This window comes from Rhizobium rosettiformans W3, from assembly GCF_004912135.1.
Classification (GTDB): Bacteria; Pseudomonadota; Alphaproteobacteria; order Rhizobiales; family Rhizobiaceae; genus Allorhizobium; species Allorhizobium rosettiformans.
The window spans coordinates 159,587-183,404 of the sequence record NZ_STGU01000009.1 but is presented as its reverse complement, the minus strand read 5'-3'; the positions used below and the strand labels follow the sequence as shown (position 1 = coordinate 183,404).

The following is a 23,818-nucleotide window of genomic DNA, read 5'->3' as shown; positions in this document are numbered from 1 at the left end:
TGCTGTCCTATTGGAGCGGAGCGGGTGAGACGCCGGAAACGACCGATAGAAGGAACTGGACGATTTCTGCTTCCGACATGATGGCCCGATTATAGGCCATCCCCTCGACCCCAACAGCGGGACCGTTAAATGACCCGATGACCCGCCCGTTTTTCGTCGGTCCGTCTAGGGCAATGAACTGGATGGAAAACTCTTCGTTTTGCTGCGTCAGAGGGTCCTTGCCGCCTGCCCGCATCACGAAAATACCCACATCGACGGGCTCCCAGGAAATTTCGTAGTTCAGCCCTTCCAGATACTGCGTCATCTGCCGAAGCGTGATGCGCGCACTGACATAGGGGGTCGCCGCCGCAACCTGTCTGCTGAACATTTCCTGCGTCGGCTGACCTCCGGGAAGCATATTGGAAGCGCGAACCTGGGCGATGCGCGTAGCAGCATCCGGACCGAAGACGGCCTTATAACCGGAAGCACCAATGGTAACGATGGCGGCGATGAGCAAAGCCCCGCGCCAGGACTGAATAAACTGGACGTTCATGGAGATATCCTGAAATGAAGGGGTTCAGCCGGAAATCGGCTTCCAATGGTCGATCCGAAGCCAACGATTGCCGGGAACGCCCTTGGTCGCGGCCTGCCCCCTGTAGCGGGTGCCGTCACTGGCGCGTGCCTCGACGGTGTAGAAAACCAGAAAGTCCCCGTCGAAATAGACGTCATAAGCCTCGATCAGCCGGCCTGTGCCGGATGAAACGCAATCGATGTCCTTCTTCGATGGCGTGGTTTCGACATGCTCTCTGTCGATGACGGTCGTGCCGATGCCGGATACCTCAACCTCGAACAGTTCGCTCCCGGTCGCATTGGCGAGGTAGAGCGGCACATAGCCATGCGTCCACTGCTTGCCGAAGTAGAGGGCGACGGGGAACGGGCAGTTCATCAGAGGGATTGTCTCAGGCCACTCATAAGCTTTTCGGTAGGCGACCTCATAGGGGACGTCGGTGAAATCCGGCATGAATGCCTCGCCGTTTCCGACGGCGTCCGTCGTGCCGATGAAAAGCCGGGCCTTCTGTTCACGGCAAAGCGCAAGCGCCTGCTCAAGTTGCGGGCGCTCTGCCGAAGCAAGCGGTTCGGTTTCCACAAACTCGGCCAGCACATTAGCGGATCGCAGCATTTTGCCGATTTCGCGTTGCTGCTTTTCCAGAATCGCTTGCGCTTCAACCGGATTGCTGAGTGCACGAAGGTAGACCACGACGTTCTTAGACCTTGCCCACTTGTCTCGGGCTGCTTCTTCGGGGTCTTCAAGACGGATAACTTCCAGCCCGTCTTGCGAGATAGGCGAAAAACGTTGTCCGGCGAACGCCTTGGTCGTGGCGATCAGCACAGTGGCTCGCTCGCGGCCAGCTGCCTTCCGGGCAGCGCCATAGGACGGGCGACGGCCTGAACCATCCTCCAATTCCGTAAAGATTGCGACGACAACACCCCGCTTTTCCTTCAGCCACCGATTGGCTGAGTGAAGCTGGACAAGAATTTCCGGTCCCGCATCGGACATCCCGTCCGTATCGAACTGGCTAAACAAGGGAACGGGCTGTTCAGCCTCGTCTTCGGCCCAATGGGTGATGAGCGGATATGTCTCGGCGACGGCACCGCCTGCCTGACGAAAATAGACGACAACTTTCATGGGCTTCCCATCGTGATTTCTCATAATGCGGCCCCCTCTGATGATGAACCGCCCAACGTATTCACGTCAGCCCGTTTTGAATTGACTCGAAATTGCAAGAAAGTCCCACTGTTACCGATTGAACACAGTCGCTCGGGTTGGATTGCCGATGGCCCGTACCCTTGAGCGCGAAAGAACCTTCTCCACTTTCCCGAGATGCACTTGCCATGTATCGTCATCCCGCTGCGCCCTGTCGAACCCGTAGATGATGAGATGGGGAAGCGTGTCGACAACGGGTGCTTGTCCGGTCTCGGCAATCTGGTGGATAACCGGTGCAAGGCTACGGACGGAGTTGTCCCCGAATGCCTGGGCACGCATCTCGTTGAAGCGAATAAGCGCCTTTGCCGTTTCCAGATACCCTGCCGATAGCTGGGCTTGGTAAGCTTTCAATGCCTTCTCGTAATCCGCGATCTGGCGAACCACATCAGGAAAGTTGTCGCCGCTGGCCCGCAGCGCCGAGTTGGTGAAGTGCTTGGCTTCGTAAAAGCGGACTGTCGGGACACCGTTCTTGTCCGTCATTGCGATTGCCGCATCGATGCGGTCTTGCGTACGGTCTGACGAAACGACCTCTTCATCGCCATCATCACCCGGCGAGGACAGGCGCGTGAGGGCGATCTCTACATCGATCACATCGGGATTGCCAACGAGCATGGGATGAAGGCCAGCCTTTTCCATCCCCGCATATCGTGATGCGGCCCTGCACATGTCGTTCAGAGTTTCCATGCCCAAGTACGTTTGTTGAAGCAGGTCGCGGGCATCGAACTGGAACTCACCTCGCTCCAACGCAACATAGGTCTGCGCGGGTTTGACGAGATATTTCGCGTGGGTGAACGGGATAACCTGTCCGGCTTTCCAGTCGATACGAAAGATGGACGCGCCTCTATGATACGCGTTGATGGAGTTGCGCCGGACGGCAAGAACAAGGTCGGGATGCTGGAGCACGTCACGCCACCAACTGCCTGTGCTATCGTTCGCCAGTTCTTCCAGCGCATCCAGGAAGGCCTGTTCGAGGGTGCGGTGCGGAGCAACAACAGGCGTCATGCGGCGATCTCCCACCAATCGCCGTCGTTCTTCTGTTGTGCGATCGTTCCGAAGTGTTCAGGGAAGCGGTGTGGTTCGAACGTATGGATCGGCACCAGCATCCGGGGGGCTATTGCTCCGACGAGGCGCTTGAGGTCGGCGATACTGGCATGGCCTGAAGTGTGGGCATGTTCGAGGCGGATGCCGCGCGCATTCAGCGCTTCGGATACCTGCATGCCCTTTTCTTGCTTCAGATATCCATCCCACTGCGACCAGATGGCGACCGCCCCTTCCAGACATTCGGCCCTGTCGAGATCAGACAGCATGGCAGGACGAAACAGGAAGGCGGCTTTAGGAGCGAGCGCTTTCAAATCCTCCGCAAAGATGCGGTTGGTCTTGTGAGGTTCGAGGAGGTCGAAGCGCTCGGTCTGCTTGATGCGCACACGCTGGTAATGCGGCACATAGACGGCCATGTTCGGCCAGTCCGATTGCGGTATGTTGGCATTGCCGGTCGCACGTAGCACTTCGGCTGCATACAGATCGATAACCAACGTGCGGCCTGTCCGCTTGCAGGCGCGGTACAGGCTTACCATCCGGTCGATGTTCTGCGCGGATGCCGCCACAAGCGCCATGCCGGGTATTGCCTTGAAAAGCTCAAGAAACTTTAACTCGATCTCGGTTTCGGTTGGAAATTTATGCTCGGCATCCAGCCGCCCAAGTGTCGAACCTTCCATCAACAGCGCATCAATGTTGCGAGGCGGGTTCGCGACCAGCTTTTCGAATAGGGCGGCCTTGCGCCCATGAGCGCGGAAGTCGCCGGAATAAAACAGCTTCTTGCCGTGAGCCTCGACCTCAAAGGCATAGGCGTCATAGGCCGAGTGATCGACCAGATAAGGTGTCACCTTGAAGTGGCCGAACGACATGGGTGTCCGGTCGCGAAGCTCCAGGGTGTTTTCGGGGACATAGGCTCGCGGCAAGAACGGTGCCGCCGCCTGAAAGATGCGATGGGTTGCGGCTCCCAAGGCGACGGGCAGTTCCTTGCCCGCAAGATGCGCCAGTCCCCAGTGATCGAGATGCCCATGCGACAGGACAAGCGCCCGAAGAGAGTCTTGTCCGTCCAGGCCGTCGATAGCGGGATGAACGGAAATATCCTCTGGATCGCCATCCAGGGGCAAGCCCAGATCAAGCAAAAGCCTTTCACCACCAGCTTCTAGCTCGATGCATGAACCACCGATTTCCTTCGTGCCACGATGAACTTTGACCCGCATTTACCCTCCCGTTCAACCAGGGAGGACATGGCTTAGTGATAGTTCGCTCCGCTTGGTCGGGCGCAACCTAAAATATTCATGTGGCTATAGCCAGTGGTTTCTTTGGCAACATGAATGCTGTCATCGTCCGATGAACGGACGGGCGCTGGTCGCATGGAATCTCAGGCGGATAAGAGTCGGCCAAGGCATCTCGCAAGAGAAGTTGGCCGCCGACGCTGGCGTTGATCGTGCATATCTGGGTGGGTTAGAGCGGCAGGCGGAAAACCCGACCGTTGACTTGTTGGACAAGGTGGCCGCCGCGTTGGCTGTGTCCGTGAGCGATTTTTTTTCGATGCCGGGGCCGGATGAACAGCCGCCGAAGCCGCTACGGAGTGGGCGAAGAAAGGAGTGACCCGTGCCTACAAGGCTGCTTGAGCAAGAAAGTAGCTCAGCACGTTGAAGGCCGACCCTTTTCCCAAGTGTGCTGGAGATGAACAGACAGCGGCTCGGTCGGGGCAAAAAAGCGGTCCCGCTCGACTGGGAGCCCTAGACGGCCCCGGATGCTGGCAATTTCCGAAAGTGAGACATAGCCGAGTTCCGGCGAGCCAAGCCCAAGGTCGCAAAGACCGAAAGCGAGATCGGGATTGTCGGGGTTGAGTTCGGTAAGCAGCCAGGTGGCACTGGCGTCGGGGGTGAAGAGCTTGACGACGGGGATCGGATCGAAGCCCGGCTGGCTGCGGCTCTTGTGACCGTTGAGGATAAGCTGGCGACGAAGGGCGACGGTCAGCAATGTGGAACGTGGCATGGCGATGCTCCGGGACAAGGGGCGAGAATGTGGCGATGAAAGATGGGGCGGTGGAGCGGGATGGGCTCCACCGATCTTGATCAGGCGGCGACCGTGGCCGCGGTAGTACTCCTGGAAGAACTGATCTCCGGTGTCGTTAGCAACTCGATCCCGGCCTGATCCTCGGCGTCGAGATAGGCGTCGATCAGCTGATCGATTCGGGCGAAATCGGCGTAGCGCTGATGAAGGCGCTGGGCATAATCAGCCTCTCCGGCAGTGCCGATGGCTTCGATGAAGCGCTCCAGGAAGATGCCCGCAAAGGGAGGCTGACCCAGTTCCGGTTTCTTGAGGTGGCGGGCATAGGCCGCGATCCCGTTCTGGGCATGCCAGTTCAGGCGGGGTGCGATGACGATGAAGTGGCCCTCATCATAATGGCCGCGCTGGATCATGCTAGCTGCAAGCAGGTGCTCCCGCCATAGCTGCTGGCATGGGCTGGACCTCAGACCAGAAGCATTGGGGTCTTTGTACAGGCCTGATTGCTCGGAAAGCCTGTCGAGATGGGGCCGGGTCGGCTGCGTCGTTTCTTGGAGGGTTTCGGTGTATTTCTGCTCAACGAAGACGAACCCGCGTCGGCCATCCTCAGTGCGGTAGCGAACCAGGGCGTCGGCTGCGGTGTAGTCGGCGGAAAAGGCCGGGTTGCCGCGTCCGGGGCTATGCTCGAAGAGGATGTTGGTCACGGTTCCGGTGAAGCTTGGCAGCACCAGCCGCATGACGCTGGTGGCAAGCTCCAGATCGCGTTTGAGCGGGCCGAAGAGATTGAAGACCAGCGGCATGGATGAAAGCAGATTGCGGAAGAGACGGTCGGCGTCGATCAGTGCGCCGATCTCGCGATAGACCAGTTCGCGACGAACCAGGGAGGCAATGGCCGGATCGAGGAAGTTGGCCCCGGCGCGGCCTGCCGACATGGTGAGGCGGGAGCCGATCTGGCGCGTTTCCCCTGACGGACTGCGGTGGCGACCGACGGGCAGGTTCTGGTCCTGCCGCCAGAGGGATTGCAGCAGGCGGGCAGCGGCGGTGAACCTGGAGGCATCGGGCTCCAGGCAGTGATGCTGGCGCAGGATGTCCTCAGGGATCAACGGGATGGTTTCGTTGACGTCGTCTTCGATGACATGGGCGGGCTTGACAGTGGCCTTCGGCATGGTGGGAAAATCCTCGATCTCGGAAATGAACGAGGATGATTCAGACGAGCCAGATGCAAGTTGCTATGAATCGTTGATGAAGTAGCCGAATTGACACTAATCGAGTACGCTACGATTGAGCAGTGAATAGGTATCTGATGCCAGTAAGCCGGGACAGCAATAAGCCGAAAAAGCCGCGTCGCGATGGCCAATCAGGAACCTTTGGCATAGGAAACTCCGGCATAAGACGGAGCGATTTTCTTTCGAATGACGATTATGCGCGGGCGGTCCACGAAGCCGGAGGACCTGGGCCAAATGAACGGTTTGTTGCGGATGGATTAGGAGAACATACACGTCTTTTGCAGGCGATCCATGGGGTCAATCGCGATGACAGGCAAGAGCTTTTCCAAGCAGAGCTTGCAAGGGAGATTGGGGACCGGCCCCATGTCTTTGTGAAAAAATGGAAGGGTCGCCTCCGGGGCGGCTATCTGAAGGCCAGTACACTGCCTGAAACCGTTCTGGAAACTCGCCACAACGCTGATGGGGCGGCCCGGCAAGTTCTTATCATGCCGAAATCAGACCAGGCGTCACGGCTGATCGATGAGGCCGAGTTTGCAGAATTGTATTCCGCATGCGAGTTCGCACATGAGTTTGGGCTGCCGCTCGATACGATGATCACCGTTACATGGTCGCTCTTGGGTTGCCGGAGCGACGACGAAGTGAAGAAAGGCTTTCAAGCGCTGCTAAAATGCATTGGGGATTGGTTGGGACAGCGAGGTTGGCCGTGCGCATACATCTATTGCCACGAGAACAGCGCTATGCTCGGTCTTCATTCGCACATCGCGCTGCATGTGCCGGGCGGCACCGTGGCCGGACGTTCGTCGCTCGGCTTGAAGCAATTGTCCGCCATGGAGCATCCCAGGCGGCAGTTTAAGGCCTACTTGAAGAAGTGGGTGGAGCGGCGGTTCGGGGGTGTCGTCAAAGGTGCTGTCCGGACCACAGGAGGCTTGGTGGAGCAGCCTTGGCTTGCGTTCCTTCGTCTCGGCTACATGACGAAAGGCTTCGAGCGTGGTGTCTTGGTCCAATCTGCGAAGTATGCCCCCGATGGTCGTGATGTTTTCCTGGGAGACCTCATACCTTTCCGATGGCGAGACCCTGGTCCCGTCAGCGTGAAGCGGTGCGGCGTCTCGCAGAGTTTGGGGCCAACCCAGCGACGAACGGGTGTGCCAGGTGGCCTGGAGCGGTTCTATGCCGATCCGGTGAAACTTAGAGGCGACTTGAAGCTAGCGGGGGTATCTGCTGTTGATCTTGGCACGGCATGCTCCGATCTGGAGAGTTGGATGAAAGCGGATCGACGCCCAGCAAAGCCAAAGCGGTTTCAATCTGCCTATGAACGGGGGAGCCGCGACGTTCGCGAGCTGTATCCGCAGGATTTCGTAGACCGATTGAACCTGTACCGTTGACGAACTGATCATTACGGCAGGTAGGCTTGGCTGCTTAGTCTGCCAGTTTCATTTTTGGCAGATCAAGGGGTTTCGGCAAGTCGAAATAAGCGTTTATTTATAGGTATTTAAGTGACTTCCTGAATCAAGCATTTGTGACTATCTGCGCAATCTCGTCCCGCAGGATGAAGGTGCCTGGGGGCTGACGGCGCACATCCGATTTGAGATTAATGGCGGCTTGAGCCGGCTCTCAGATTTTCGAGCCTTAATAGGTTTCGAAACCCGGCTCCTGCGACGGCATTTGCACGATGAAGGTGGTGGAATCATCGACGGTATCGAGAGGCTGGCCCTTTGCGAGGCCGGCCTCCCGGATTATGCGGATGAAGACAGCGAGACCAAGGTTGGCGCCCTTTTTGCTGCTGTCGTCGCGACTGACCTTGCCGGTCGAGGGCCAGAAATTGAAGACTTGGACCTTGAGATGAAATGGCGAATGGCGCACGAACTTGACCCCGGCGCGGGTCAGCGCGGCCTCGGCTTCGGCCATGGCCTGGGTGGCGTCGATGCGGCGTTTGGCTGGCATGGGCTTCTCTCCTGGGTTGGTTTCCCTGCTTTTGATTTGTTTCCTGATTGAAGGATCAAGGTATGCAGAGAGGGAATGGAGGGAGAGGGAAGAGAGAATGATTGGATCGATGGGATCGATCGTTCTTCCCTTCGGGATAAAGTCAGGAGCGGCCAGCTTCGCCAGCCGACTTTTTGCCTACACCCGGAGCGTTTCGGGTTCCACGTGCAATTTCAACAGTCGTTATAAAGGTGTGCCAGGGCAAGTCCCGGCTTGATGGCCTCTATCGCGGCGGCAAGCTGTTGCAGGCTTGATCCCTTGGTGTATCGCGCCGTTTCCCCAGGTGTGCTGTGACCTGTCAGATGATCGATGACGAGCGTCGAAACGTCAGCCTGGTGCATCAAGGTCGTCGCAGTATGCCGAAGGGAATGGAAATCGAGGTTCTTGCGATAAACGCCGATGTCCTGCCGGTAGCGGGTGAACCATTTGGTAAAGCCATGGCCGAGCTTGTCGTCCGCTCCGCCGGGTTTCAGGGCCGGAAACACCGGCTGTGATCCCTTTCCAAGCGTTTTGATGTAGGTCAGGAAGCCCATGCGGATCAGCTCGCTATGGATCGGCACCTTCCGAACGGCATTCTTGTTCTTCAACTGACGCGGCGGACGGTCGTTGATATCGAAAAATGGAGTGCCATTTTCTTCCCGGATATCATCGGTGCGAAGCTGGCAGATTTCCTCCAGCCGCATGCCGCTGAATAGGGTGATGAGCGGTATCCAGAACTTATCGTCCCGGATGATTTGCTGACCAGGCTGTGAGCGACGGCCTGCGGACAAGCACCCAGACCAGACGGGGGAGCCGAACAAAGCCTTGAGTTCGGTGCCGGACCACTGCTCCCGCTCATCGACGGCCCTTTTCACAGCGGCGAATCTGAAGCCGGAGAAGATATTTTCCGTGGCCTTACCGGTTGCGATTGCCTCACTCCACATCGCGGAAAGAGCTGAGAAATGGCGCTTGATGGTTTTCTGCGTCAGCAGCGGTTGTTTCCGCTCGTCCGGCAGTTTTTCATAGGCGCGGATGATATCTTCGGGTGTAAAATTCTTGTAGGAAGCGGCCTTGCCGTAGTCGGAAGGCATACGTTCCGCCGTGGTGCGGAATTGGGCGGCATCCGCCCGCGTGTACTGGTTTACCGGCTTGTTTCCGCAAATCTGTTCGAAGAGGCGGTATGTGGCATGGGCCTGGTTGCCTGTCTGCTGACGCCAGTCGCCGCGACGAATCTGATCTTCGATGTAGCCGGGATAGACCGTCGAAAATAGTGGCTCTGCCTGCGCCCCCGATTGCATCTGATGAGGGGGTGAGGCTGTAGGAGGAACTTCTACCAAAGCTTGGCGAAGCAGCTTGCTCTTGGGCTCGAACTCGAAGTCGCCTTCATATCGGGCTTTCAGTGCTTCTGCGAGATCGATTCCGGCCCGGTGAACGACTTCCTTGCATTGATGCCGTTCTGCTTCGTCAAGATCGCTCCAGGTCAGCCCGACCATCCGCGCCGTCATCTGCGCGGTGGTGATGCCGTGATCCAGCATATTGCCACCAAGCGACTTCTTCGTCTGTTGGGCGACATCACCCCAGTACCTCGCGCGGGCGGCCCGACCATCTTCGGTGAGATACATGCCGGATGCTCGCACCGTGCGTTCTCGTTCCAGGACGTGGTTGTAGAAACTCTGGGCAAGGAGGGCGAGTTGATCCTGGGTAAGCATGGGGTTTGCGCGGGCCGTTTCGAAGAGTTGTTCGGAGAGCCAATATAGCTCATCTGCTCGTAGCCGCGCGTCCTTGGGACCGCAAGCGCCGAGGCTGCGAACCAATTCGCGTCGTTTCAGCCTGTCGCGCAAATCTGCCGGGACGGCTCGTCGGAAATGAAATATGCGTCCGCGCCGGACGATATTGGAAGGAGCTGCCACGCCGCTTCGCTCTCTTTGTAGCAGCGGTTTGTAGCAAAATGCTTCATCCCGCCTCAGGTGGCGCGAGGCACTTTAATGATTTCAATTGCTTAGGAGGAAGATGGCTGGGGAACCTGGATTCGAACCAAGATTAACGGAGTCAGAGTCCGCCGTTCTACCATTGAACTATTCCCCAACGAAGGGCGTGGCGCCCCGTCGGTGAGCGGGCTTATAGCCAAAACATCTGCCATTGCAAAGACCGAATTTCAAAAAAATGACAGGGGAGCCAAAAGAGCAGCGCAGCGTGGTGAAGCCAGGTATCGGCTGGAGCATTTCCCGTTTTCGCAGGCGGCGCCGGCTGCGGTTCGGAGCGAAATGAAAAACCGTTTGGCGCACAGGGCAGGCGCTGGTATGCTTTATCCAACGAAACGAATGTGACACCTGCGGCATGCGTCGGTTCTGGCGCCTTGCGCGGTGCAGTGGATAACTTCAGTGACAGACCCCAATGGCGGCGGACAGCCGAACAGCGAGGGGGCGTCGACAGGCAAGCGCAAGGGCGGTTCCAACCGTCGGCGCGGCAAGGGCAAGAAGGCGGGACCGGTCAGGAACGGTCACGACGCTTCTGCCTCGGCAGGATCGGCGGACGGGCCGGTCGCCGAGCGACGTTCCGAATCAGTCTTCGCGGATGGCCCCATCCGCAAGCGCAAGCGCCGTCGGCGCGGCAAGGGCGGCGGCCAGCCCGCGCCTCCCACCCTCAACAACCAGAACGGCCGGGCGAACCCGTCGACACCGGGCGCAAGCGCGTCTTCGGCTGCGGTGAGCGCTATGCTGGTGCTGTCCGAGCCGGGAGCGGCACCGTCGAATGGCGCAACCCCCGGGTCTCGACAGCAGGCGCGGAACGGCGATGGCGGTCCCGCGACACTGAGTGATCCCGCACCCTCCCGCAGTGGCCGCAAGCGCAAGCGTCATCGCAATCGCCACGCCGCCGTGCAGAAACCGGGCCAGGTGCGCCCCCTGGCCGGCTCGGAGCCACCGTCCGCGGCGGCCGCAAAGCTGCGCGGCGCAGAGCCGCAGCCGAGCCCCGCTGTGCCGCCGCGGGCCAATCCGCAATCCGTCCCGGTGCAGACGGCTGCGCGCTGGCGCGTGGTCCAGGAGGGTGCGCCCGACGATCTCTATGCGGCCCTCGATCTCGGCACGAACAATTGCCGCCTCTTGATCGCCCAGCCAACGAGGCCGGGCCAGTTCCGCGTCGTCGATGCCTTCTCGCGCATCGTCCGTCTCGGCGAGGGGCTCGCCGCCACCGGTCGCCTGTCGCAGGATGCCATGGATCGCGCCGTCGAGGCGCTGCGCGTCTGCGCCTCTAAACTCTCGGGCAGAGACATCCGGCGCATGCGTCTGATTGCGACCGAGGCCTGCCGTGCAGCCGAAAACGGCGAGCTCTTCCTGGAGCGGGTAACGGCCGAAACCGGGCTGCAGCTCGAGATCATCAATCGGGAAACGGAAGCGCGGCTCGCCGTGTCCGGCTGCTCTTCGCTGGTCGGTCGCGAGGCGCGCTCGGTCGTGCTCTTCGATATCGGTGGTGGGTCCTCGGAGATCGCCGTGATCAAGATCGGCGACAACCGCTCCAGCCGCCTAGCCAATCACATCACCCATTGGACCTCGCTGCCGGTCGGCGTGGTGACGCTATCCGAGCGCCATGGCGGGCGCGACGTGACCCCTGACATCTTCGAGGCAATGACCCGCGAGGTCGAAGGCATGCTGGCGCGCTTCGATTGCCCGGCTCTGCCGGCCGGTCCGGATGGTTTCCCGGAGGATTTCCACCTGATCGGCACCTCGGGCACGGTGACCACGCTCGCCGGCGTTCATCTCGATCTGCCCCGATACGATCGCCGCAAGGTCGATGGCCTCTGGCTTTCCGATGCCGAGGTGACCGCGATGCAGGCCAAGCTGTTGTCGTGGGATTACGCCGGCCGTGCCGGCAATCCCTGCATCGGGCCTGACCGCGCCGACCTCGTGCTTGCCGGCTGTGCCATTCTCGAAGCTATCCGCCGCCGCTGGCCGGCCAGCCGCATGCGCGTGGCCGATCGCGGACTGCGCGAGGGATTGTTGACTGATATGATGGCCGATGATGGCGTGTGGCGACGTGGCCGCAGCCGCCGGCCCCACACGATGAGGGAACGCTGACCATGGCAAAGCCACCCATCGGCGGCAACAGGACCGGCCGCAAGCTCGGCCAGAGGGTGAAGAAGGGCAAGCTCAAGGCGTCGTCGCGGCGCTGGATCGAGCGCCACATCAACGACCCTTACGTCCAGCGCGCCAAGCTCGAAGGCTACCGCGCCCGCGCCGCCTTCAAGCTGCTCGAAATCGACGAGAAGCATCAGATCCTGAAGGGCGCCACGCGCATCATCGACCTGGGGGCTGCGCCCGGCAGCTGGTCGCAGATCGCCGCCAAGGTGACGGATTCGACCGACGAGGACATCCGCGTCGCCGCGATCGACTTCCTTGAGATGGCCCCGATCCCGGGCGTGAAGATCCTGCAACTGGACTTCCTCGATCCGGATGCCCCGCGCCAGCTCATCGAAGGCGTCGGCGGCACGCCGAACCTCGTCATCTCCGACATGGCGGCACCCACCACCGGTCACCAGAAAACGGACCATATCCGCACCATGCATCTCTGCGAGGTCGCGGCACACTTTGCCGTCGAAGTTCTGGCCGAGGGCGGGCACTTCCTCGCCAAGACCTTCCAGGGCGGCACGGAAAAGGACCTGCTCACCATGTTGAAGCAGAATTTCCGCCAGGTGCTGCACATCAAGCCGGCCTCTTCGCGCCAGGAATCGGTCGAGATGTTCCTGCTCGCCAAGGGCTTCAAGGGCCGCAAGGGCGCGAGCAGTCTTGATGTCGACGAGCAGGGTTTCCCGCGCGATCCGCGCGAGGATATCCCGGCCGAAGAGGACCTGGACTGAAAATCGATTGAGACGGGGGCAGGGCCGGCATGTTCACCTACATCACCATCGGCATCAATGATCTGCCGCGTGCCGTGAGGTTTTATGATCCGGTGCTGGCAACGCTCGGTTTCGAGCGCCGCCAGATGGATGATCAGGAAGCCGGCTATGCGGCCGCAGGCGACAGTCGCTGCCGGTTCTGGATCACCCATCCCTTCGACGGCAAGCCGGCGACGATCGGCAACGGCTCGATGCCCGCCTTCGAAGCCCCGTCGCGCCGCGCGGTCGATGCCTTCCATGCCGCAGCGCTTCAGCACGGCGGCACCGACGAGGGTGCGCCGGGACTGCGCCATTTCCATCCGAATTTCTATGCCTGCTATGTCCGCGATCCCGATGGCAACAAGCTGTCGGCGCTCTGCGAGCGGCCGGAATGATCACTTGACCGGAAGCGTCTCCTCCGGTGCCGCGCGTCGGTAGCCCGAGACCGCCGACCCGACATCGCGCGGCAGTCCGAAGAAGGGCAGGATCGCAAAGACCGACAAGCCGGCGACCATCGCGAAGGCGAGATGGAAGTCGCCGAGCGACAGCGTCTCGCCGGTTATCCGCGTGCTGGCCTCCAGGATGGAGGCAGCAACGGCGACACCAAGCGCAAGGCTCACCTGCTGCAGCACGGAGGTGAGAGAGGTCGCCTGGGAGGCCGCCGCGTCCTCGATCTCCGCATAACCCAGCGTATTCACCCCGGTGAAGAAGAAGGATCGGCAGAAGCCGCCGATCAGCAGCACCGCCATGATCAGCAGGATCGGTGTCGCCGGCGTGAAGAGAGCATTCGCCGCGGTCGTGATCGCCCCGAAGAGACCGGCGAAGATCAGCACATTGCGGAAACCGGCAGCGGCAAAGGCGCGCCGCGCGATGAACTTGGTTGAGATCGCACCGACGGCGGCGATGAAGGTGGTCATGCCAGACTCGAAGGCGGTCATGCCGAAACCGAGCTGCAGCATCAGCGGCAGCAGGAAGGGCGTGGCCCCGGCTGCGATGCGAAACAGCGTGCCGCCGATGATCGAGGCGCGAAAGCTCCTATTGGCAAAGAGCGCAAGGTTGAGCAGCGGCGCGGGATGCCGCCTTGCGTGCAAGACGTAGAGGATCATCGAGATAACCCCGGCCACGGTCGCTGCCGCGCCCACCCAGACGGGCAGGGCCGGCAGGCTGATGACGGAGAGACCGAAGACGAGCCCGGATGCCGCCACCGCGCTCAGCGCAAAGCCTGTCCAGTCGATCCGACCGGTATCGATCGGCGCGATCTCGGGAAGGTAGATGCTGGAGAGCCAGAGACCGATGAGGCCGATCGGGATGTTGATCAGGAAGATCCAGTGCCAGCTGAAGAAGGTCGTGATGAAGCCGCCGACCGGCGGTCCGGTGATCGGCCCGAGCAGGGCAGGGATGGTCAGGAGGGCCATGGCCGAGACCAGCTCGCTTTTCTTCGTCGTGCGCAAAAGCACAAGGCGCCCGACCGGCGTCATCATGGCGCCGCCCATGCCCTGCAGGAAGCGCGCGGCGACGAAGGAGAGCAGCGAGCCGGAGATGGCGCAAAGCAGCGAGCCCAGCATGAAGACGACTATGGCCGCGCGAAACACCCGCTTCGCCCCGTATCGGTCCGCCATCCAGCCGCTGACCGGAATGAAGATCGCAAGCGCCACCATGTAGGACGTCAGCGCCAGTTTCAGCGTGATCGGCCCGACGCCGAGATCGGTGGCGATCGTCGGCAGCGCCGTGGCGATCACGGTGGAATCCATCTGCTCCATGAAGAGCGCGACGGCAAGGATCAGGGGTGTGATGCGGTTCATGGGCATTCCGGGCGGACCGCAGAGGCGGCTGGGAAGGGTCTCTTAGCGCAAACGCACAGCGGGAGAAACAGCTGGCATCGACGATCGGAAAGGGGAAGCCCGCGACCCCGGTTCCCACCAGTGCCGAGCATCGGCATCACGATGGTGTGAGCCCGCTACTCGCAGTCCATCTCTCCCCTATGTCGAGGTCAGCCCATGCAGGGGTGAGGTGTTTTGATTGAGGAGATTTCGATGGTTTCGATGAAAAGACGTATGCTTCTGGGTAGCGCCGGTGTAGCCCTGGCCGCACCCATGATCATGACCCGGGCTGCTGTCGCGCAGCAGACGGGTGCGGAGACTTCGATGGATATCGACCACGCCATGCCGCCGGAAACCCATCGCTTCAATGTCGGCAGCTTCGAGGTCCTGGTCGTCAAGGATGGCGCGCGTCCCTCCGACAACCCTCAGGAGACCTTCGGCACCAATCAGTCGCCGGAAACCGTCGGCGCGCTGCTGGAAGCGAACTTCCTGCCTGCCGACAAGTTCGTCAACAGCTTCGCACCGGTCCTCGTCAACACCGGTTCCGATGTCATCCTCTTCGATACGGGCCTCGGTGAAGGCGGTCGCGCAAACGGTCTCGGCCGCCTGGTCGAAGGCCTCACGGCTGCCGGTTACAAGCGCGAAGACGTCACCACCGTCGTCATCACCCACATGCATGGCGACCATATCGGTGGCCTGATGGAAGGCGGCCAGCCGACCTTCCCGAATGCGCGTTATGTCACCGGACAGGCCGAGTATGATTTCTGGGTCGATCCGGCGCGTGTCGGCACACCGGCCGAAAACGGCCACAAGGGCGTCCTCGCGAACGTACAGCCGCTGGCCGAGAAAATGACCTTCATCGGCGATGGTGGTGAAGTCGTCTCGGGCGTCACCGGCATGGCAGCCTTCGGTCACTCGCCGGGCCACATGATCTATCGCCTGGAATCGGAAGGCCGCCAGCTCGTTCTGACCGCCGACACCGCCAACCATTTTGTACTGTCCCTGCAGCGCCCGGATTGGGAAGTGCGCTTCGACATGGACAAGGCCGCGGCCGCTGCAACGCGCACTAAGGTCTTCGACATGCTCGCGACCGACAAACTCGCTTTCCTCGGCTATCACATGCCGTTCCCGGCCGTCGGTTTCGTCGAGAAGATCGACCAGGGCTATCGCTTCGTGCCCAAGGCCTACCAGTTCGAGATCTGATGATCAGCGGGGCCGCGCTTGATGTGCGGCCCCCTTTTGCTCACTGGCCGGCGTAGATTTCTTCCGTAGCTTGTTCGATGAAGTGATGCATGCGGCTGTCGATATCAGCCTCGCTCACCTCGACACCTGCCTTCGAAAAGTCTTGGCGAAGCTGTTCGAGCAGTCGATGCGGCTCGACGACCTGCTTCACAGCCACGCTGCGCGCATAGGCCTCGACGTCGTCGAGACCCATCGTATAGGCGGCCCAGCGGCCGATCATCTTGCTGCCGCGCACCTGCGCCTTGAATTGGATTTCTGCCTGACGGGCGAACTGGTTTTCGAGTGCCTGCGCACGCTTCTTCAATGCGGTCATGATGGATCCCCCAGATCACTGTGACTTCTTGTTCTTCTTGTGTGCCCCCAGCCCCTGAGAGCGTGTCCCTTATAGATGAGGAGGAACTGATAGGCGGTATAAGTGCTGCCTAAAATTCGAATGAATCTGCATTTTTCTGTGGGGTGACACAGCGGCACGGCGAAGCCCCGTGCCATGGATCGTTTTGCTATTCCCTTCCTGTCATGAACGTGTTACCAGCCCTCGCCAACTTCCAAGCATTTCTTGCAGAAGCGACCGAACGGGATGTCTCGTTTCCGGGCGGATTCTGCCTATCCAAACGAAGGAATTGGCAATGGCACGCATCGTAATGTCGGCAACTGGCGCAGAAGCGCTCACCTTTGACGACGTCCTCCTGCAGCCGGGGCACTCCGAAGTGATGCCGGGGCAGACCAACATAGCAACCCGCATTGCCCGCGATATCGATCTCTCGCTGCCGATCCTTTCCTCCGCCATGGATACCGTCACCGAAAGCCGGCTGGCCATCGCCATGGCCCAGGCGGGCGGCATGGGCGTTGTTCACCGCAACCTGACGCCGATTGAACAGGCCGAAGAGGTCCGGCAGGTGAAGAAGTTCGAAAGCGGCATGGTCGTCAACCCGGTGACCATCGGCCCGGACGCAACGCTTGCCGAAGCCAAGGCCCTGATGGGTGCGCATGGCATCTCGGGCATCCCGGTCGTTGAAGGCGCAAGCCGTCCCGGCCGCCTCGTCGGCATCCTGACGAACCGCGATGTGCGCTTCGCCTCCGATCCGAACCAGAAGATCTACGAGCTGATGACCCGCGAAAACCTCGTGACGGTCAAGGACGGTGTCGACCAGCAGGAAGCCAAGCGCCTGCTGCATGCGCATCGCATCGAGAAGCTTCTGGTCATCGACAATGAAGGCCGCTGCGTCGGCCTGATCACCGTCAAGGATATCGAAAAGTCGCAGCTCAATCCGCATGCCGCTAAGGATGCCCAGGGTCGCCTGCGGGTGGCCGCTGCCATCTCGACCGGTGACGACGGTGTCGAGCGCGCCGAGCGCCTGATCGATGCCGGCTGCGACGTGATCGTCGTCGACACGGCCCATGGCCACAGCCAGAAGGTTCTGGATGCCGTCGCCCATGTGAAGAAGATGTCGAACGCCATCCGCATCATCGCCGGCAACGTGGCGACCGGCGAGGGCACCAAGGCACTCATCGATGCAGGCGCTGACTGCGTCAAGGTCGGCATCGGCCCGGGCTCGATCTGCACCACCCGCGTCGTCGCTGGCGTGGGCGTGCCGCAGCTCGCAGCCGTCATGGCCGCCGTCGAAGAAGCCAACAAGCACGATATCCCTGTGATCGCCGATGGTGGCCTGAAGTTCTCGGGCGACGTTGCCAAGGCGATTGCCGCAGGTGCATCCGCCGTCATGGTCGGCTCGCTGCTCGCCGGCACGGATGAAAGCCCGGGCGAGGTCTATCTCTACCAGGGTCGCTCCTTCAAGGCCTATCGCGGCATGGGCTCTGTCGGCGCCATGGCCCGCGGCTCGGCTGACCGTTACTTCCAGGCGGAAGTGCGCGACACGCTGAAGCTCGTGCCTGAGGGGATCGAAGGCCAGGTGCCGTACAAGGGCCCGGTCTCGGCCGTTCTGCACCAGCTCGCCGGCGGCTTGAAGGCTGCCATGGGTTATGTCGGCGGCAAGGACATCAAGGACTTCCAGGAGAAGGCGACCTTTGTCCGTATCTCCGGCGCCGGCCTGCGCGAAAGCCATCCGCATGGCGTGACGATTACCCGCGAAAGCCCGAACTACCCGGGCGCGGCATGATCCTGGGGCGTTTGCCCGGTCCACGTCAGGCGCCGCTGCTCTGGGCAAGCGGCGCCTTGTCCGCCGCCTTGCTCGGCTGGATGAACCTGAGCTTCGCCTTGCCCTTCGCCGGCTTGACCGGCGGACGGGCCATTCCCGATCTCGATATCGAGAGCACGGGGCAGGGGTTGCTTGCCCTGAGATCGCTTCTGGCAACGAGGCCGGAAGCAGCCGACCTGCTCCGCGCCATGCATCTCGGACCGGATCTCCTTCTGCCCGCAATCCTCGGCCTCTTCCTCGTCCTTTTGATGCGACGGGTGGCAATCGGCGCTGGCCTTTATGGCCGTCCGGCGGAGCGCCTCCTGCCGTTTCTGCTGGCGCTGCCGATCGGCTATATCCTCGTCGATTACCTCGAGAACCTGGCGAGCCTCATGCTCTTTCCGCCAGCCTCGCCGGCACCGGGAACGGCGACCCTTCTTGCCGAAGCGCTGTCTTGGCTCACGCGTCTGAAGTTTGCTGCGCTCGTCATTTCAGGCATCCTCATTCTGCGGCTGGCCTTCGGCCCCAGGCCGTCAGCCGATTCCTGATCCCTCTGCTCAACTGATTTTCAAGGACGTGATTTTCAATGACCGGTTTTGAGATGTTCTGGCCGCTGATGGCCCATGCCTTCCTCGTGTTTTGTCTCTACGCTCTGCTGGTTGTCCGGCGCGCCGCCGTCGTGCGTTCCGGCAAGGTTGAGCGGATCGCCTTCCGTGAGAACCTCGCCGAGCCCGAGGAGAGCCGCGTGGTCAACCGGGCAATCGCAAACCAGTTCGAGCTGCCGGTTCTCTTCTACGCCCTCTCGGTGCTGCTCTTCATCACCGAGGCCGACAACATCGTGGCCGTCGTGCTCGCCTGGATCTTCGTCGCGGCACGCTATGTTCAGGCCGCCATGCAACTGACCGGCAATCTGCCGCTGCGCCGTCTCTTCTTCATGATCGGTTTCGTGACGCTCTTCCTGATGTGGCTGTGGCTGGTCGTCTGGATGGCCACCAGCTGAAGCCTTCACGGCAACGTGTCTGGGCGCGGCGTAGCTCGGCCCTATTTTGGCGTGGCATCCAATCCCATCCCCCGAGGAGAGTGTCATGTCGAAGCCCGAAATCACGCAGGCCATGATCAATGCCTATGACGAATACACCCATCTGACCCTCGACCGTCGCGGCTTCATGCAGAAGCTGACGACGCTCGCCGGCTCCGGTGCCGCGGCCGCTGCCATCATGCCCATGCTCGCGGCCAACCAGGCGAATGCCGCCATGGTCGAAGAAGGCGACGCCCGCCTTGATGTCGCAGACATCACCTATCCCGGCGCGTCCGGCGAGATGAAGGGCTATCTCGCAATGCCCAAGGATGCGGCGGAGAAATTGCCCGCCGTCATTGTCATCCACGAAAACCGTGGCCTCAATCCGCATATCCGCGATGTCGCCCGCCGCATGGCGCTCGAGGGCTTCGTGGCGCTGGCGCCCGACTTCCTCTCCCCGAACGGCGGTACGCCCGCCAATGAGGACGAAGCGCGTGCCATGTTCCAGTCGCTCGACATGGCCAATGCGACGGCCAATGGCGAGGCGACCCGCGCTTTCCTCGCCGGTCATGAGAAGACCAATGGCAAGGTCGGCGCGATCGGCTTTTGCTGGGGCGGCGGCATGGTGAACCGCATGGCTGTGGCCTCGCCCGAGCTCGGCGCCGGTGTGGCCTATTATGGTTCTCAGGCGCCAGCCGACCAGGTGCCAGCCATCCAGGCACCGCTGATGCTGCACTACGCCGGTCTCGACGAGCGCATCAATGCCGGCATCGACGCCTACAAGGCCGCCCTCGACGCCAATGGCAAGGCCTACGAGCTGCACATGTATGAGGGCGTCAACCACGCCTTCAACAATGACACCTCCTCGGCGCGCTACGACAAGGCAGCCGCCGACCTTGCCTGGTCGCGGACCATCGGGTTCCTCAAGAAGAACCTGGCCTGATCGAGCTGCGGGGAGTGGGATCGCTCCCCGCATCCATGACATTTCGATGAAATCTCCCAGCCTTTGACACCGATCAAACCGCGGCACGCCTCCCGCGCATAGCTTTCCCTCAAGCCGCCGGCACACGCGCCGCGCGCAATGAAGCGAGGGAGATTGACATGACATCGATGATGAAGGCTGCGGTGGTCCGCGAATTCGGCAAGCCGCTGGTGATCGAGGAAATGGCGATACCGGATCCCGGTCCCGGCCAGATCCTGGTCAAATACGAGGCGACAGGCGTCTGCCACACCGACCTGCACGCCGCCAATGGCGACTGGCCGGTGAAGCCCAATCCGCCCTTTATTCCGGGTCATGAGGGCGTGGGCTACGTTGCCAAGCTCGGCGCCGGCGTCACCCGCATCAAGGAAGGCGACCGCGTCGGCGTGCCGTGGCTGCACACGGCCTGCGGCTGCTGCTCGCCCTGCCGCACCGGCTGGGAAACGCTCTGCGGCAGCCAGCAGAACACCGGCTATTCGGTGAACGGCACCTTTGCGCAATATGGCCTCGCCGATCCCGATTTCGTCGGTCGTCTGCCGGACAATCTCGATTTCGGCCCGGCCGCTCCGGTGCTCTGCGCCGGCGTGACCGTCTACAAGGGTCTGAAGGAAGCGGAAGTGAAGCCGGGCGAATGGGTGGTCATCTCCGGCATCGGCGGGCTCGGCCACATGGCCGTGCAATATGCCAAGGCCATGGGCATGCATGTCGTTGCCGCCGACATCTTCGACGACAAGCTGAAGCTTGCCGAGGATCTCGGCGCCGATGTCGTGGTCAACGGCAAGGACAAGGATGCAATCGAGCAGGTGCAGAAGGCAACGGGTGGCGTGCACGGTGCGCTCGTCACGGCCGTCTCGCCCAAGGCCATGGAACAGGCCTATGGCTTCCTGCGCTCCAAGGGCACCATGTCGCTGGTCGGCCTGCCACCGGGCTTCATCTCGCTGCCGGTCTTCGAGACCGTCCTGAAGCGCATCACGGTGCGCGGCTCGATCGTCGGCACACGTCAAGATCTGGAGGAAAGCCTGCAGTTCGCCGGCGAAGGCAAGGTCGCCTCGCATTTTAGCTGGGACAAGCTGGAAAACATCAACGACATCTTCCATCGCATGGAAGAAGGCAAGATCGACGGCCGCATCGTCCTCGATCTCGCAGCCTGAATTTGTTTGATCAACGGGGGCGGCACGCGTTTGCCGCCCTTCACCCGTCGCGGACGCCGGACGTCTGATCTTATTCGCCGGACTGGATTGTCATGATCCGCGGCGTTGCGGTCGAACAGGCATTGTCGTCACAGATGCCGGTGATCCAGACCTCGCCATTGCCGATCATCACGCCCTCCGAATTGACGAAGAGATCGCCATACTCCTGGTTCGCGACCGCTTCCAGAATGGCGTCGGTGAAGACATCGTCATACCCGTCGCGCAACTCCTCCTCGGACGCATAGGTCTCCTCATTACCGTCGATCCGGACGATGATCGGATAATTGACCAGGCTCACCACGATATCCGACTTGCCCTCCTCGAGAGCGACCTTGAAGGCATAGAAAAGCTCCTTGTAGTCGCCAGCCGGTCCGAGCAGCGTCTCGATCTGCTCGTCCACCGACGCCTCATCGGCCCGGCTCGCGGGAGACCCGGCAAGGATGACAGAGAATGCGATGAGCAGGAGGCGAAGGAGACGGTTCATGAGGCTTCCTTGAAACAGTGTGCTTCTCTCCAATAATCCGAAAGTGCAGCGGCGCCTCGAATTTCTTTTGGGATGATCCCGAAGGAAACGCTGCAAAAGTGAACACTGAGTGAAGCCTGACATACTGGCAGGCTTCCGCCAAACGGCCTATCTATTGCACTGCAGCAAAGAATGGACAGGCCCATGGCAGAGACTAACACCGAGACAGGAACGAACGCAGCCACCGATCGCATCTTCGTCTTCCAGGGGGGCGGCGCGCTTGGAGCCTATCAGGCCGGTGCCTACGAAGCCCTGCATGAAAACGAGGTGGAGCCCGACTGGCTCGCCGGCATCTCCATCGGCGCCATCAATGCCGCCATCATCGCAGGCAGCCCGCGGGAAAAGCGGATCGCCAATCTTCGGGACTTCTGGAATACGGTCTCTTCCAGCCTCAACTTCGGCTGGACTGCGCAGGACAACACGCTCCGGCGCATCCAGAACGACGCTGCAGCCATGGTCGCCACCGCCTTCGGCATTCCGGGCTTCTTTTCCCCACGTCTGGTCACACCCCATCAGCTGCTGACTAATCCGGACCTGCGGGTAAGCGCCTATGACACTGAGCCCCTGATGAAGACGCTGGAACGGCTCGTCGACTTCGATCTCCTCAATGATTGCCAGACCAGACTCAGCCTGGGGGCGGTCGACATCCGCTCCGGCAATTTCGCCTATTTCGACAATCGCAAGACCCGGCTCGATGCCCGCCATGTCGCCGCCTCCGGCGCTCTGCCGCCCGGCTTTCCGCCGATCGAGATCGACGGTCGCCATTACTGGGACGGAGGCCTCGTCTCCAACACGCCGCTGCAGCATGTGCTGAACGTCAACGACGCCTCGCGGGATCTGGAAATCTTCCAGGTCGACCTCTTCAATGCCCGTGGCGACATGCCGCGTGACCAGTTCGAGGTCGAAAGCCGCATCAAGGAAATCCGCTATTCCAGCCGAACGCGCATGAACACCGATGATTTCGCCCGCCGACAGATCGTCCGCCGTGCCGCCAAGCGTCTGCTTGAAAAGCTGCCGCCCGAGTTCCGCGATGACGAGGATGCGCAGATCCTCCGCTCCATCGGCCATGAATATGACGTGACGATTGTCCATCTCATCCACCGCCGCGCCTCCCATGCGACCCATGCCATGGACGCCGAGTTCTCCCGCAGTTCCATCCAGGAACATTGGAAAGCCGGCTATGACGACGCGACCTACACGCTTAAACATCCGAAGTGGCGGCATCGCGGTCGACCCAAGGACGGCATCCAGATCTTCGATCTGGCACGGGAGCGTCATCTGCATGTGGACGGGTGACGCGTAGAAGCGACCTTTTTTGTGTGAAAACGAACAATTTTCCTCTCGCACGGCGCCGTTAACGCTTTTGCGAGGCCGCTGACCTATTCCGGTAACAAATGTTAAGCAGCCATGAAGGCTGTCTCATCGGGGAGTGCAATGAGCGATCAGGTGGTCGAAGGGCGGCTGGAGCTGCGCAAGAAGCCGCAACAGGAGAGAAGCATCCAGCGGCTGGAGGCGATCCTGGAGGCCGCGATCGAGCTTTTCTTAGAGAAAGGTGTTGTCGAGACGACCATGAGCGAGATCGCGCAGCGCGCGGGCATCTCGATTGGCTCCCTCTACCAGTTTTTCCCGCAGAAGGCGGCGGTCATCAAGGCGCTGCACGAGCGCTTCTCCGCACAGCTGGAAGGCTTCATCCGGCAGATCTTTGCAGACGTCGAGACTTTGGACGAGGCGGCAGAGCGCGCGTCGGAAAGTCTCATCGAACTCTATGGCATGTTCCGCGCCCAGCGCATCTACATGACGCTGTGGCAGGCAATCGTTGTCGACAAGGACCTCTCCCAGTTGTCGAACGATTTTCACGAACAGATCATCGCCAGCTTCTACCGCGATCTGGCTCATCTGGTGCCGCAAAGCGAGTTCGAGCGCTTTCGCGTCAATATCAAGCTGATGATCCTCGCCACCGGCGAGGTCATCCGCTTCACGACCCAGCAGCCGGATGAGGTCGCGGAAGCCCATCTGGCGCAGTGGCGCCGCGTCATTCGCGGCAGCATCTTTGCCTTCTGATCTGCC

At 61.0% G+C, this 23,818-nt stretch carries 24 protein-coding genes and 1 tRNA gene; 13 read left to right on the top strand and 12 right to left on the bottom strand.

Annotation, left to right across the window (positions count from 1 at the left end; genetic code table 11):
• Positions 1–7: 7 nt before the first annotated feature.
• The 4 genes from FAA86_RS16900 to FAA86_RS16885 form a co-directional block, all read right to left on the bottom strand.
• On the bottom strand, positions 8–532 hold the full coding sequence (locus FAA86_RS16900; protein ID WP_136542342.1) for a hypothetical protein: 525 nt from the start codon (positions 530–532) through the stop codon (positions 8–10).
• Between the two features lie 24 nt (positions 533–556).
• Positions 557–1,666, bottom strand: a complete 1,110-nt coding sequence (locus FAA86_RS16895; RefSeq protein ID WP_136542341.1) for a hypothetical protein — start codon at positions 1,664–1,666, stop codon at positions 557–559.
• A 111-nt stretch (positions 1,667–1,777) separates the two neighbouring features.
• Positions 1,778–2,746 (bottom strand): hypothetical protein, encoded by a 969-nt coding sequence (locus FAA86_RS16890; protein WP_136542340.1) that lies wholly within the window; start codon positions 2,744–2,746, stop codon positions 1,778–1,780.
• Positions 2,743–3,993 carry an MBL fold metallo-hydrolase gene (locus tag FAA86_RS16885; protein ID WP_136542339.1) on the bottom strand — a complete coding sequence of 417 codons (1,251 nt, stop codon included), beginning with the start codon at positions 3,991–3,993 and terminating at the stop codon, positions 2,743–2,745. Before FAA86_RS16885 ends, FAA86_RS16890 begins: the two co-directional genes overlap by 4 nt.
• Before the next feature lie 130 nt (positions 3,994–4,123).
• On the opposite strand from FAA86_RS16885, the gene FAA86_RS16880 reads away from it, so the two are divergent.
• The gene (locus FAA86_RS16880; protein WP_136542338.1) at positions 4,124–4,384 is read left to right on the top strand and encodes a helix-turn-helix domain-containing protein; all 261 of its coding nucleotides are present in this window, start codon (positions 4,124–4,126) and stop codon (positions 4,382–4,384) included.
• 36 nt (positions 4,385–4,420) lie between these two features.
• Here the strand turns inward: FAA86_RS16880 and FAA86_RS16875 are convergent, their stop codons facing one another.
• Complete coding sequence (locus FAA86_RS16875) at positions 4,421–4,777, bottom strand: DUF2958 domain-containing protein (RefSeq protein ID WP_136542337.1); 357 nt, start codon at positions 4,775–4,777, stop codon at positions 4,421–4,423.
• Between the two features lie 80 nt (positions 4,778–4,857).
• On the bottom strand, positions 4,858–5,955 hold the full coding sequence (locus tag FAA86_RS16870; protein ID WP_136542336.1) for a PGN_0703 family putative restriction endonuclease: 1,098 nt from the start codon (positions 5,953–5,955) through the stop codon (positions 4,858–4,860).
• 137 nt (positions 5,956–6,092) lie between these two features.
• Here FAA86_RS16870 and FAA86_RS16865 point away from each other — a divergent pair, with 137 nt between their 5' ends.
• Entirely contained in the window at positions 6,093–7,397 is a 1,305-nt protein-coding gene (locus tag FAA86_RS16865; protein ID WP_136542335.1) for a hypothetical protein, read from the top strand.
• Positions 7,398–7,641: 244 nt separating this feature from the next.
• On the opposite strand, the gene FAA86_RS16860 is transcribed toward FAA86_RS16865, so the two are convergent.
• The 3 genes from FAA86_RS16860 to FAA86_RS16850 all read right to left on the bottom strand — a co-directional run bounded on the left by FAA86_RS16860 (position 7,642) and on the right by FAA86_RS16850 (position 10,059).
• On the bottom strand, positions 7,642–7,956 hold the full coding sequence (locus tag FAA86_RS16860; RefSeq protein ID WP_136542334.1) for a hypothetical protein: 315 nt from the start codon (positions 7,954–7,956) through the stop codon (positions 7,642–7,644).
• Between the two features lie 212 nt (positions 7,957–8,168).
• Positions 8,169–9,884, bottom strand: coding sequence for a site-specific integrase (locus FAA86_RS16855; protein ID WP_136542333.1), 1,716 nt, complete (start codon positions 9,882–9,884; stop codon positions 8,169–8,171).
• A gap of 101 nt (positions 9,885–9,985) precedes the next feature.
• Positions 9,986–10,059: transfer RNA gene (locus FAA86_RS16850), tRNA-Gln, on the bottom strand.
• A 296-nt stretch (positions 10,060–10,355) separates the two neighbouring features.
• On the opposite strand from FAA86_RS16850, the gene FAA86_RS16845 reads away from it, so the two are divergent.
• From FAA86_RS16845 to FAA86_RS16835, 3 genes are read left to right on the top strand one after another with little or no spacing between them, the layout of a single operon-like run.
• Positions 10,356–12,047, top strand: coding sequence for a Ppx/GppA phosphatase family protein (locus FAA86_RS16845; protein WP_136542332.1), 1,692 nt, complete (start codon positions 10,356–10,358; stop codon positions 12,045–12,047).
• Positions 12,048–12,049: 2 nt separating this feature from the next.
• The gene (locus FAA86_RS16840; RefSeq protein ID WP_136542331.1) at positions 12,050–12,826 is read left to right on the top strand and encodes an RlmE family RNA methyltransferase; all 777 of its coding nucleotides are present in this window, start codon (positions 12,050–12,052) and stop codon (positions 12,824–12,826) included.
• A gap of 29 nt (positions 12,827–12,855) precedes the next feature.
• The gene (locus tag FAA86_RS16835) at positions 12,856–13,239 is read left to right on the top strand and encodes a VOC family protein (protein ID WP_136542330.1); all 384 of its coding nucleotides are present in this window, start codon (positions 12,856–12,858) and stop codon (positions 13,237–13,239) included.
• Here FAA86_RS16835 and FAA86_RS16830 read toward each other — a convergent pair whose 3' ends face one another.
• On the bottom strand, positions 13,240–14,646 hold the full coding sequence (locus FAA86_RS16830; RefSeq protein ID WP_136542329.1) for a DHA2 family efflux MFS transporter permease subunit: 1,407 nt from the start codon (positions 14,644–14,646) through the stop codon (positions 13,240–13,242).
• A gap of 231 nt (positions 14,647–14,877) precedes the next feature.
• On the opposite strand from FAA86_RS16830, the gene FAA86_RS16825 reads away from it, so the two are divergent.
• Entirely contained in the window at positions 14,878–15,867 is a 990-nt protein-coding gene (locus FAA86_RS16825; RefSeq protein WP_113462093.1) for an MBL fold metallo-hydrolase, read from the top strand.
• Positions 15,868–15,907: 40 nt separating this feature from the next.
• Here FAA86_RS16825 and FAA86_RS16820 read toward each other — a convergent pair whose 3' ends face one another.
• Complete coding sequence (locus tag FAA86_RS16820) at positions 15,908–16,219, bottom strand: ATPase inhibitor subunit zeta (protein WP_113462092.1); 312 nt, start codon at positions 16,217–16,219, stop codon at positions 15,908–15,910.
• A gap of 313 nt (positions 16,220–16,532) precedes the next feature.
• Between FAA86_RS16820 and guaB the strand changes: the two genes are divergently transcribed.
• The 5 genes from guaB to adhP all read left to right on the top strand — a co-directional run bounded on the left by guaB (position 16,533) and on the right by adhP (position 21,189).
• Positions 16,533–18,023 (top strand): IMP dehydrogenase, encoded by a 1,491-nt coding sequence (gene guaB / locus FAA86_RS16815; RefSeq protein ID WP_113462091.1) that lies wholly within the window; start codon positions 16,533–16,535, stop codon positions 18,021–18,023.
• On the top strand, positions 18,020–18,589 hold the full coding sequence (locus FAA86_RS16810) for a hypothetical protein (protein WP_136542328.1): 570 nt from the start codon (positions 18,020–18,022) through the stop codon (positions 18,587–18,589). Before guaB ends, FAA86_RS16810 begins: the two co-directional genes overlap by 4 nt.
• Positions 18,590–18,627: 38 nt before the next feature.
• Complete coding sequence (locus tag FAA86_RS16805) at positions 18,628–19,041, top strand: MAPEG family protein (RefSeq protein ID WP_136542327.1); 414 nt, start codon at positions 18,628–18,630, stop codon at positions 19,039–19,041.
• An 85-nt stretch (positions 19,042–19,126) separates the two neighbouring features.
• The gene (locus FAA86_RS16800) at positions 19,127–20,002 is read left to right on the top strand and encodes a dienelactone hydrolase family protein (protein WP_136542326.1); all 876 of its coding nucleotides are present in this window, start codon (positions 19,127–19,129) and stop codon (positions 20,000–20,002) included.
• Positions 20,003–20,160: 158 nt separating this feature from the next.
• Positions 20,161–21,189, top strand: coding sequence for an alcohol dehydrogenase AdhP (gene adhP / locus FAA86_RS16795; protein WP_136542325.1), 1,029 nt, complete (start codon positions 20,161–20,163; stop codon positions 21,187–21,189).
• Between the two features lie 70 nt (positions 21,190–21,259).
• On the opposite strand, the gene FAA86_RS16790 is transcribed toward adhP, so the two are convergent.
• Complete coding sequence (locus FAA86_RS16790; RefSeq protein ID WP_136542324.1) at positions 21,260–21,712, bottom strand: hypothetical protein; 453 nt, start codon at positions 21,710–21,712, stop codon at positions 21,260–21,262.
• Between the two features lie 183 nt (positions 21,713–21,895).
• Between FAA86_RS16790 and FAA86_RS16785 the strand changes: the two genes are divergently transcribed.
• Positions 21,896–23,047, top strand: a complete 1,152-nt coding sequence (locus FAA86_RS16785; protein ID WP_136542323.1) for a DUF3734 domain-containing protein — start codon at positions 21,896–21,898, stop codon at positions 23,045–23,047.
• 138 nt (positions 23,048–23,185) lie between these two features.
• Complete coding sequence (locus tag FAA86_RS16780; protein WP_136542322.1) at positions 23,186–23,812, top strand: TetR/AcrR family transcriptional regulator; 627 nt, start codon at positions 23,186–23,188, stop codon at positions 23,810–23,812.
• Positions 23,813–23,818: the final 6 nt, after the last annotated feature.

Excerpts from the sequence above, each read along its gene's own strand:
- FAA86_RS16900 (WP_136542342.1), bottom strand. The coding sequence starts at position 532 with ATGAACGTCCAGTTTATTCAGTCCTGGCGCGGGGCTTTGCTCATCGCC.
- FAA86_RS16895 (WP_136542341.1), bottom strand. The coding sequence starts at position 1,666 with ATGAAAGTTGTCGTCTATTTTCGTCAGGCAGGCGGTGCCGTCGCCGAG.
- FAA86_RS16890 (WP_136542340.1), bottom strand. The coding sequence starts at position 2,746 with ATGACGCCTGTTGTTGCTCCGCACCGCACCCTCGAACAGGCCTTCCTG.
- FAA86_RS16885 (WP_136542339.1), bottom strand. The coding sequence starts at position 3,993 with ATGCGGGTCAAAGTTCATCGTGGCACGAAGGAAATCGGTGGTTCATGC.
- FAA86_RS16880 (WP_136542338.1), top strand. The coding sequence starts at position 4,124 with ATGAACGGACGGGCGCTGGTCGCATGGAATCTCAGGCGGATAAGAGTC.
- FAA86_RS16875 (WP_136542337.1), bottom strand. The coding sequence starts at position 4,777 with ATGCCACGTTCCACATTGCTGACCGTCGCCCTTCGTCGCCAGCTTATC.
- FAA86_RS16870 (WP_136542336.1), bottom strand. The coding sequence starts at position 5,955 with ATGCCGAAGGCCACTGTCAAGCCCGCCCATGTCATCGAAGACGACGTC.
- FAA86_RS16865 (WP_136542335.1), top strand. The coding sequence starts at position 6,093 with ATGCCAGTAAGCCGGGACAGCAATAAGCCGAAAAAGCCGCGTCGCGAT.
- FAA86_RS16860 (WP_136542334.1), bottom strand. The coding sequence starts at position 7,956 with ATGCCAGCCAAACGCCGCATCGACGCCACCCAGGCCATGGCCGAAGCC.
- FAA86_RS16840 (WP_136542331.1), top strand. The coding sequence starts at position 12,050 with ATGGCAAAGCCACCCATCGGCGGCAACAGGACCGGCCGCAAGCTCGGC.
- FAA86_RS16835 (WP_136542330.1), top strand. The coding sequence starts at position 12,856 with ATGTTCACCTACATCACCATCGGCATCAATGATCTGCCGCGTGCCGTG.
- FAA86_RS16830 (WP_136542329.1), bottom strand. The coding sequence starts at position 14,646 with ATGAACCGCATCACACCCCTGATCCTTGCCGTCGCGCTCTTCATGGAG.
- FAA86_RS16825 (WP_113462093.1), top strand. The coding sequence starts at position 14,878 with ATGGTTTCGATGAAAAGACGTATGCTTCTGGGTAGCGCCGGTGTAGCC.
- FAA86_RS16820 (WP_113462092.1), bottom strand. The coding sequence starts at position 16,219 with ATGACCGCATTGAAGAAGCGTGCGCAGGCACTCGAAAACCAGTTCGCC.
- guaB (WP_113462091.1), top strand. The coding sequence starts at position 16,533 with ATGGCACGCATCGTAATGTCGGCAACTGGCGCAGAAGCGCTCACCTTT.
- FAA86_RS16810 (WP_136542328.1), top strand. The coding sequence starts at position 18,020 with ATGATCCTGGGGCGTTTGCCCGGTCCACGTCAGGCGCCGCTGCTCTGG.
- FAA86_RS16805 (WP_136542327.1), top strand. The coding sequence starts at position 18,628 with ATGACCGGTTTTGAGATGTTCTGGCCGCTGATGGCCCATGCCTTCCTC.
- FAA86_RS16800 (WP_136542326.1), top strand. The coding sequence starts at position 19,127 with ATGTCGAAGCCCGAAATCACGCAGGCCATGATCAATGCCTATGACGAA.
- adhP (WP_136542325.1), top strand. The coding sequence starts at position 20,161 with ATGACATCGATGATGAAGGCTGCGGTGGTCCGCGAATTCGGCAAGCCG.
- FAA86_RS16790 (WP_136542324.1), bottom strand. The coding sequence starts at position 21,712 with ATGAACCGTCTCCTTCGCCTCCTGCTCATCGCATTCTCTGTCATCCTT.
- FAA86_RS16785 (WP_136542323.1), top strand. The coding sequence starts at position 21,896 with ATGGCAGAGACTAACACCGAGACAGGAACGAACGCAGCCACCGATCGC.
- FAA86_RS16780 (WP_136542322.1), top strand. The coding sequence starts at position 23,186 with ATGAGCGATCAGGTGGTCGAAGGGCGGCTGGAGCTGCGCAAGAAGCCG.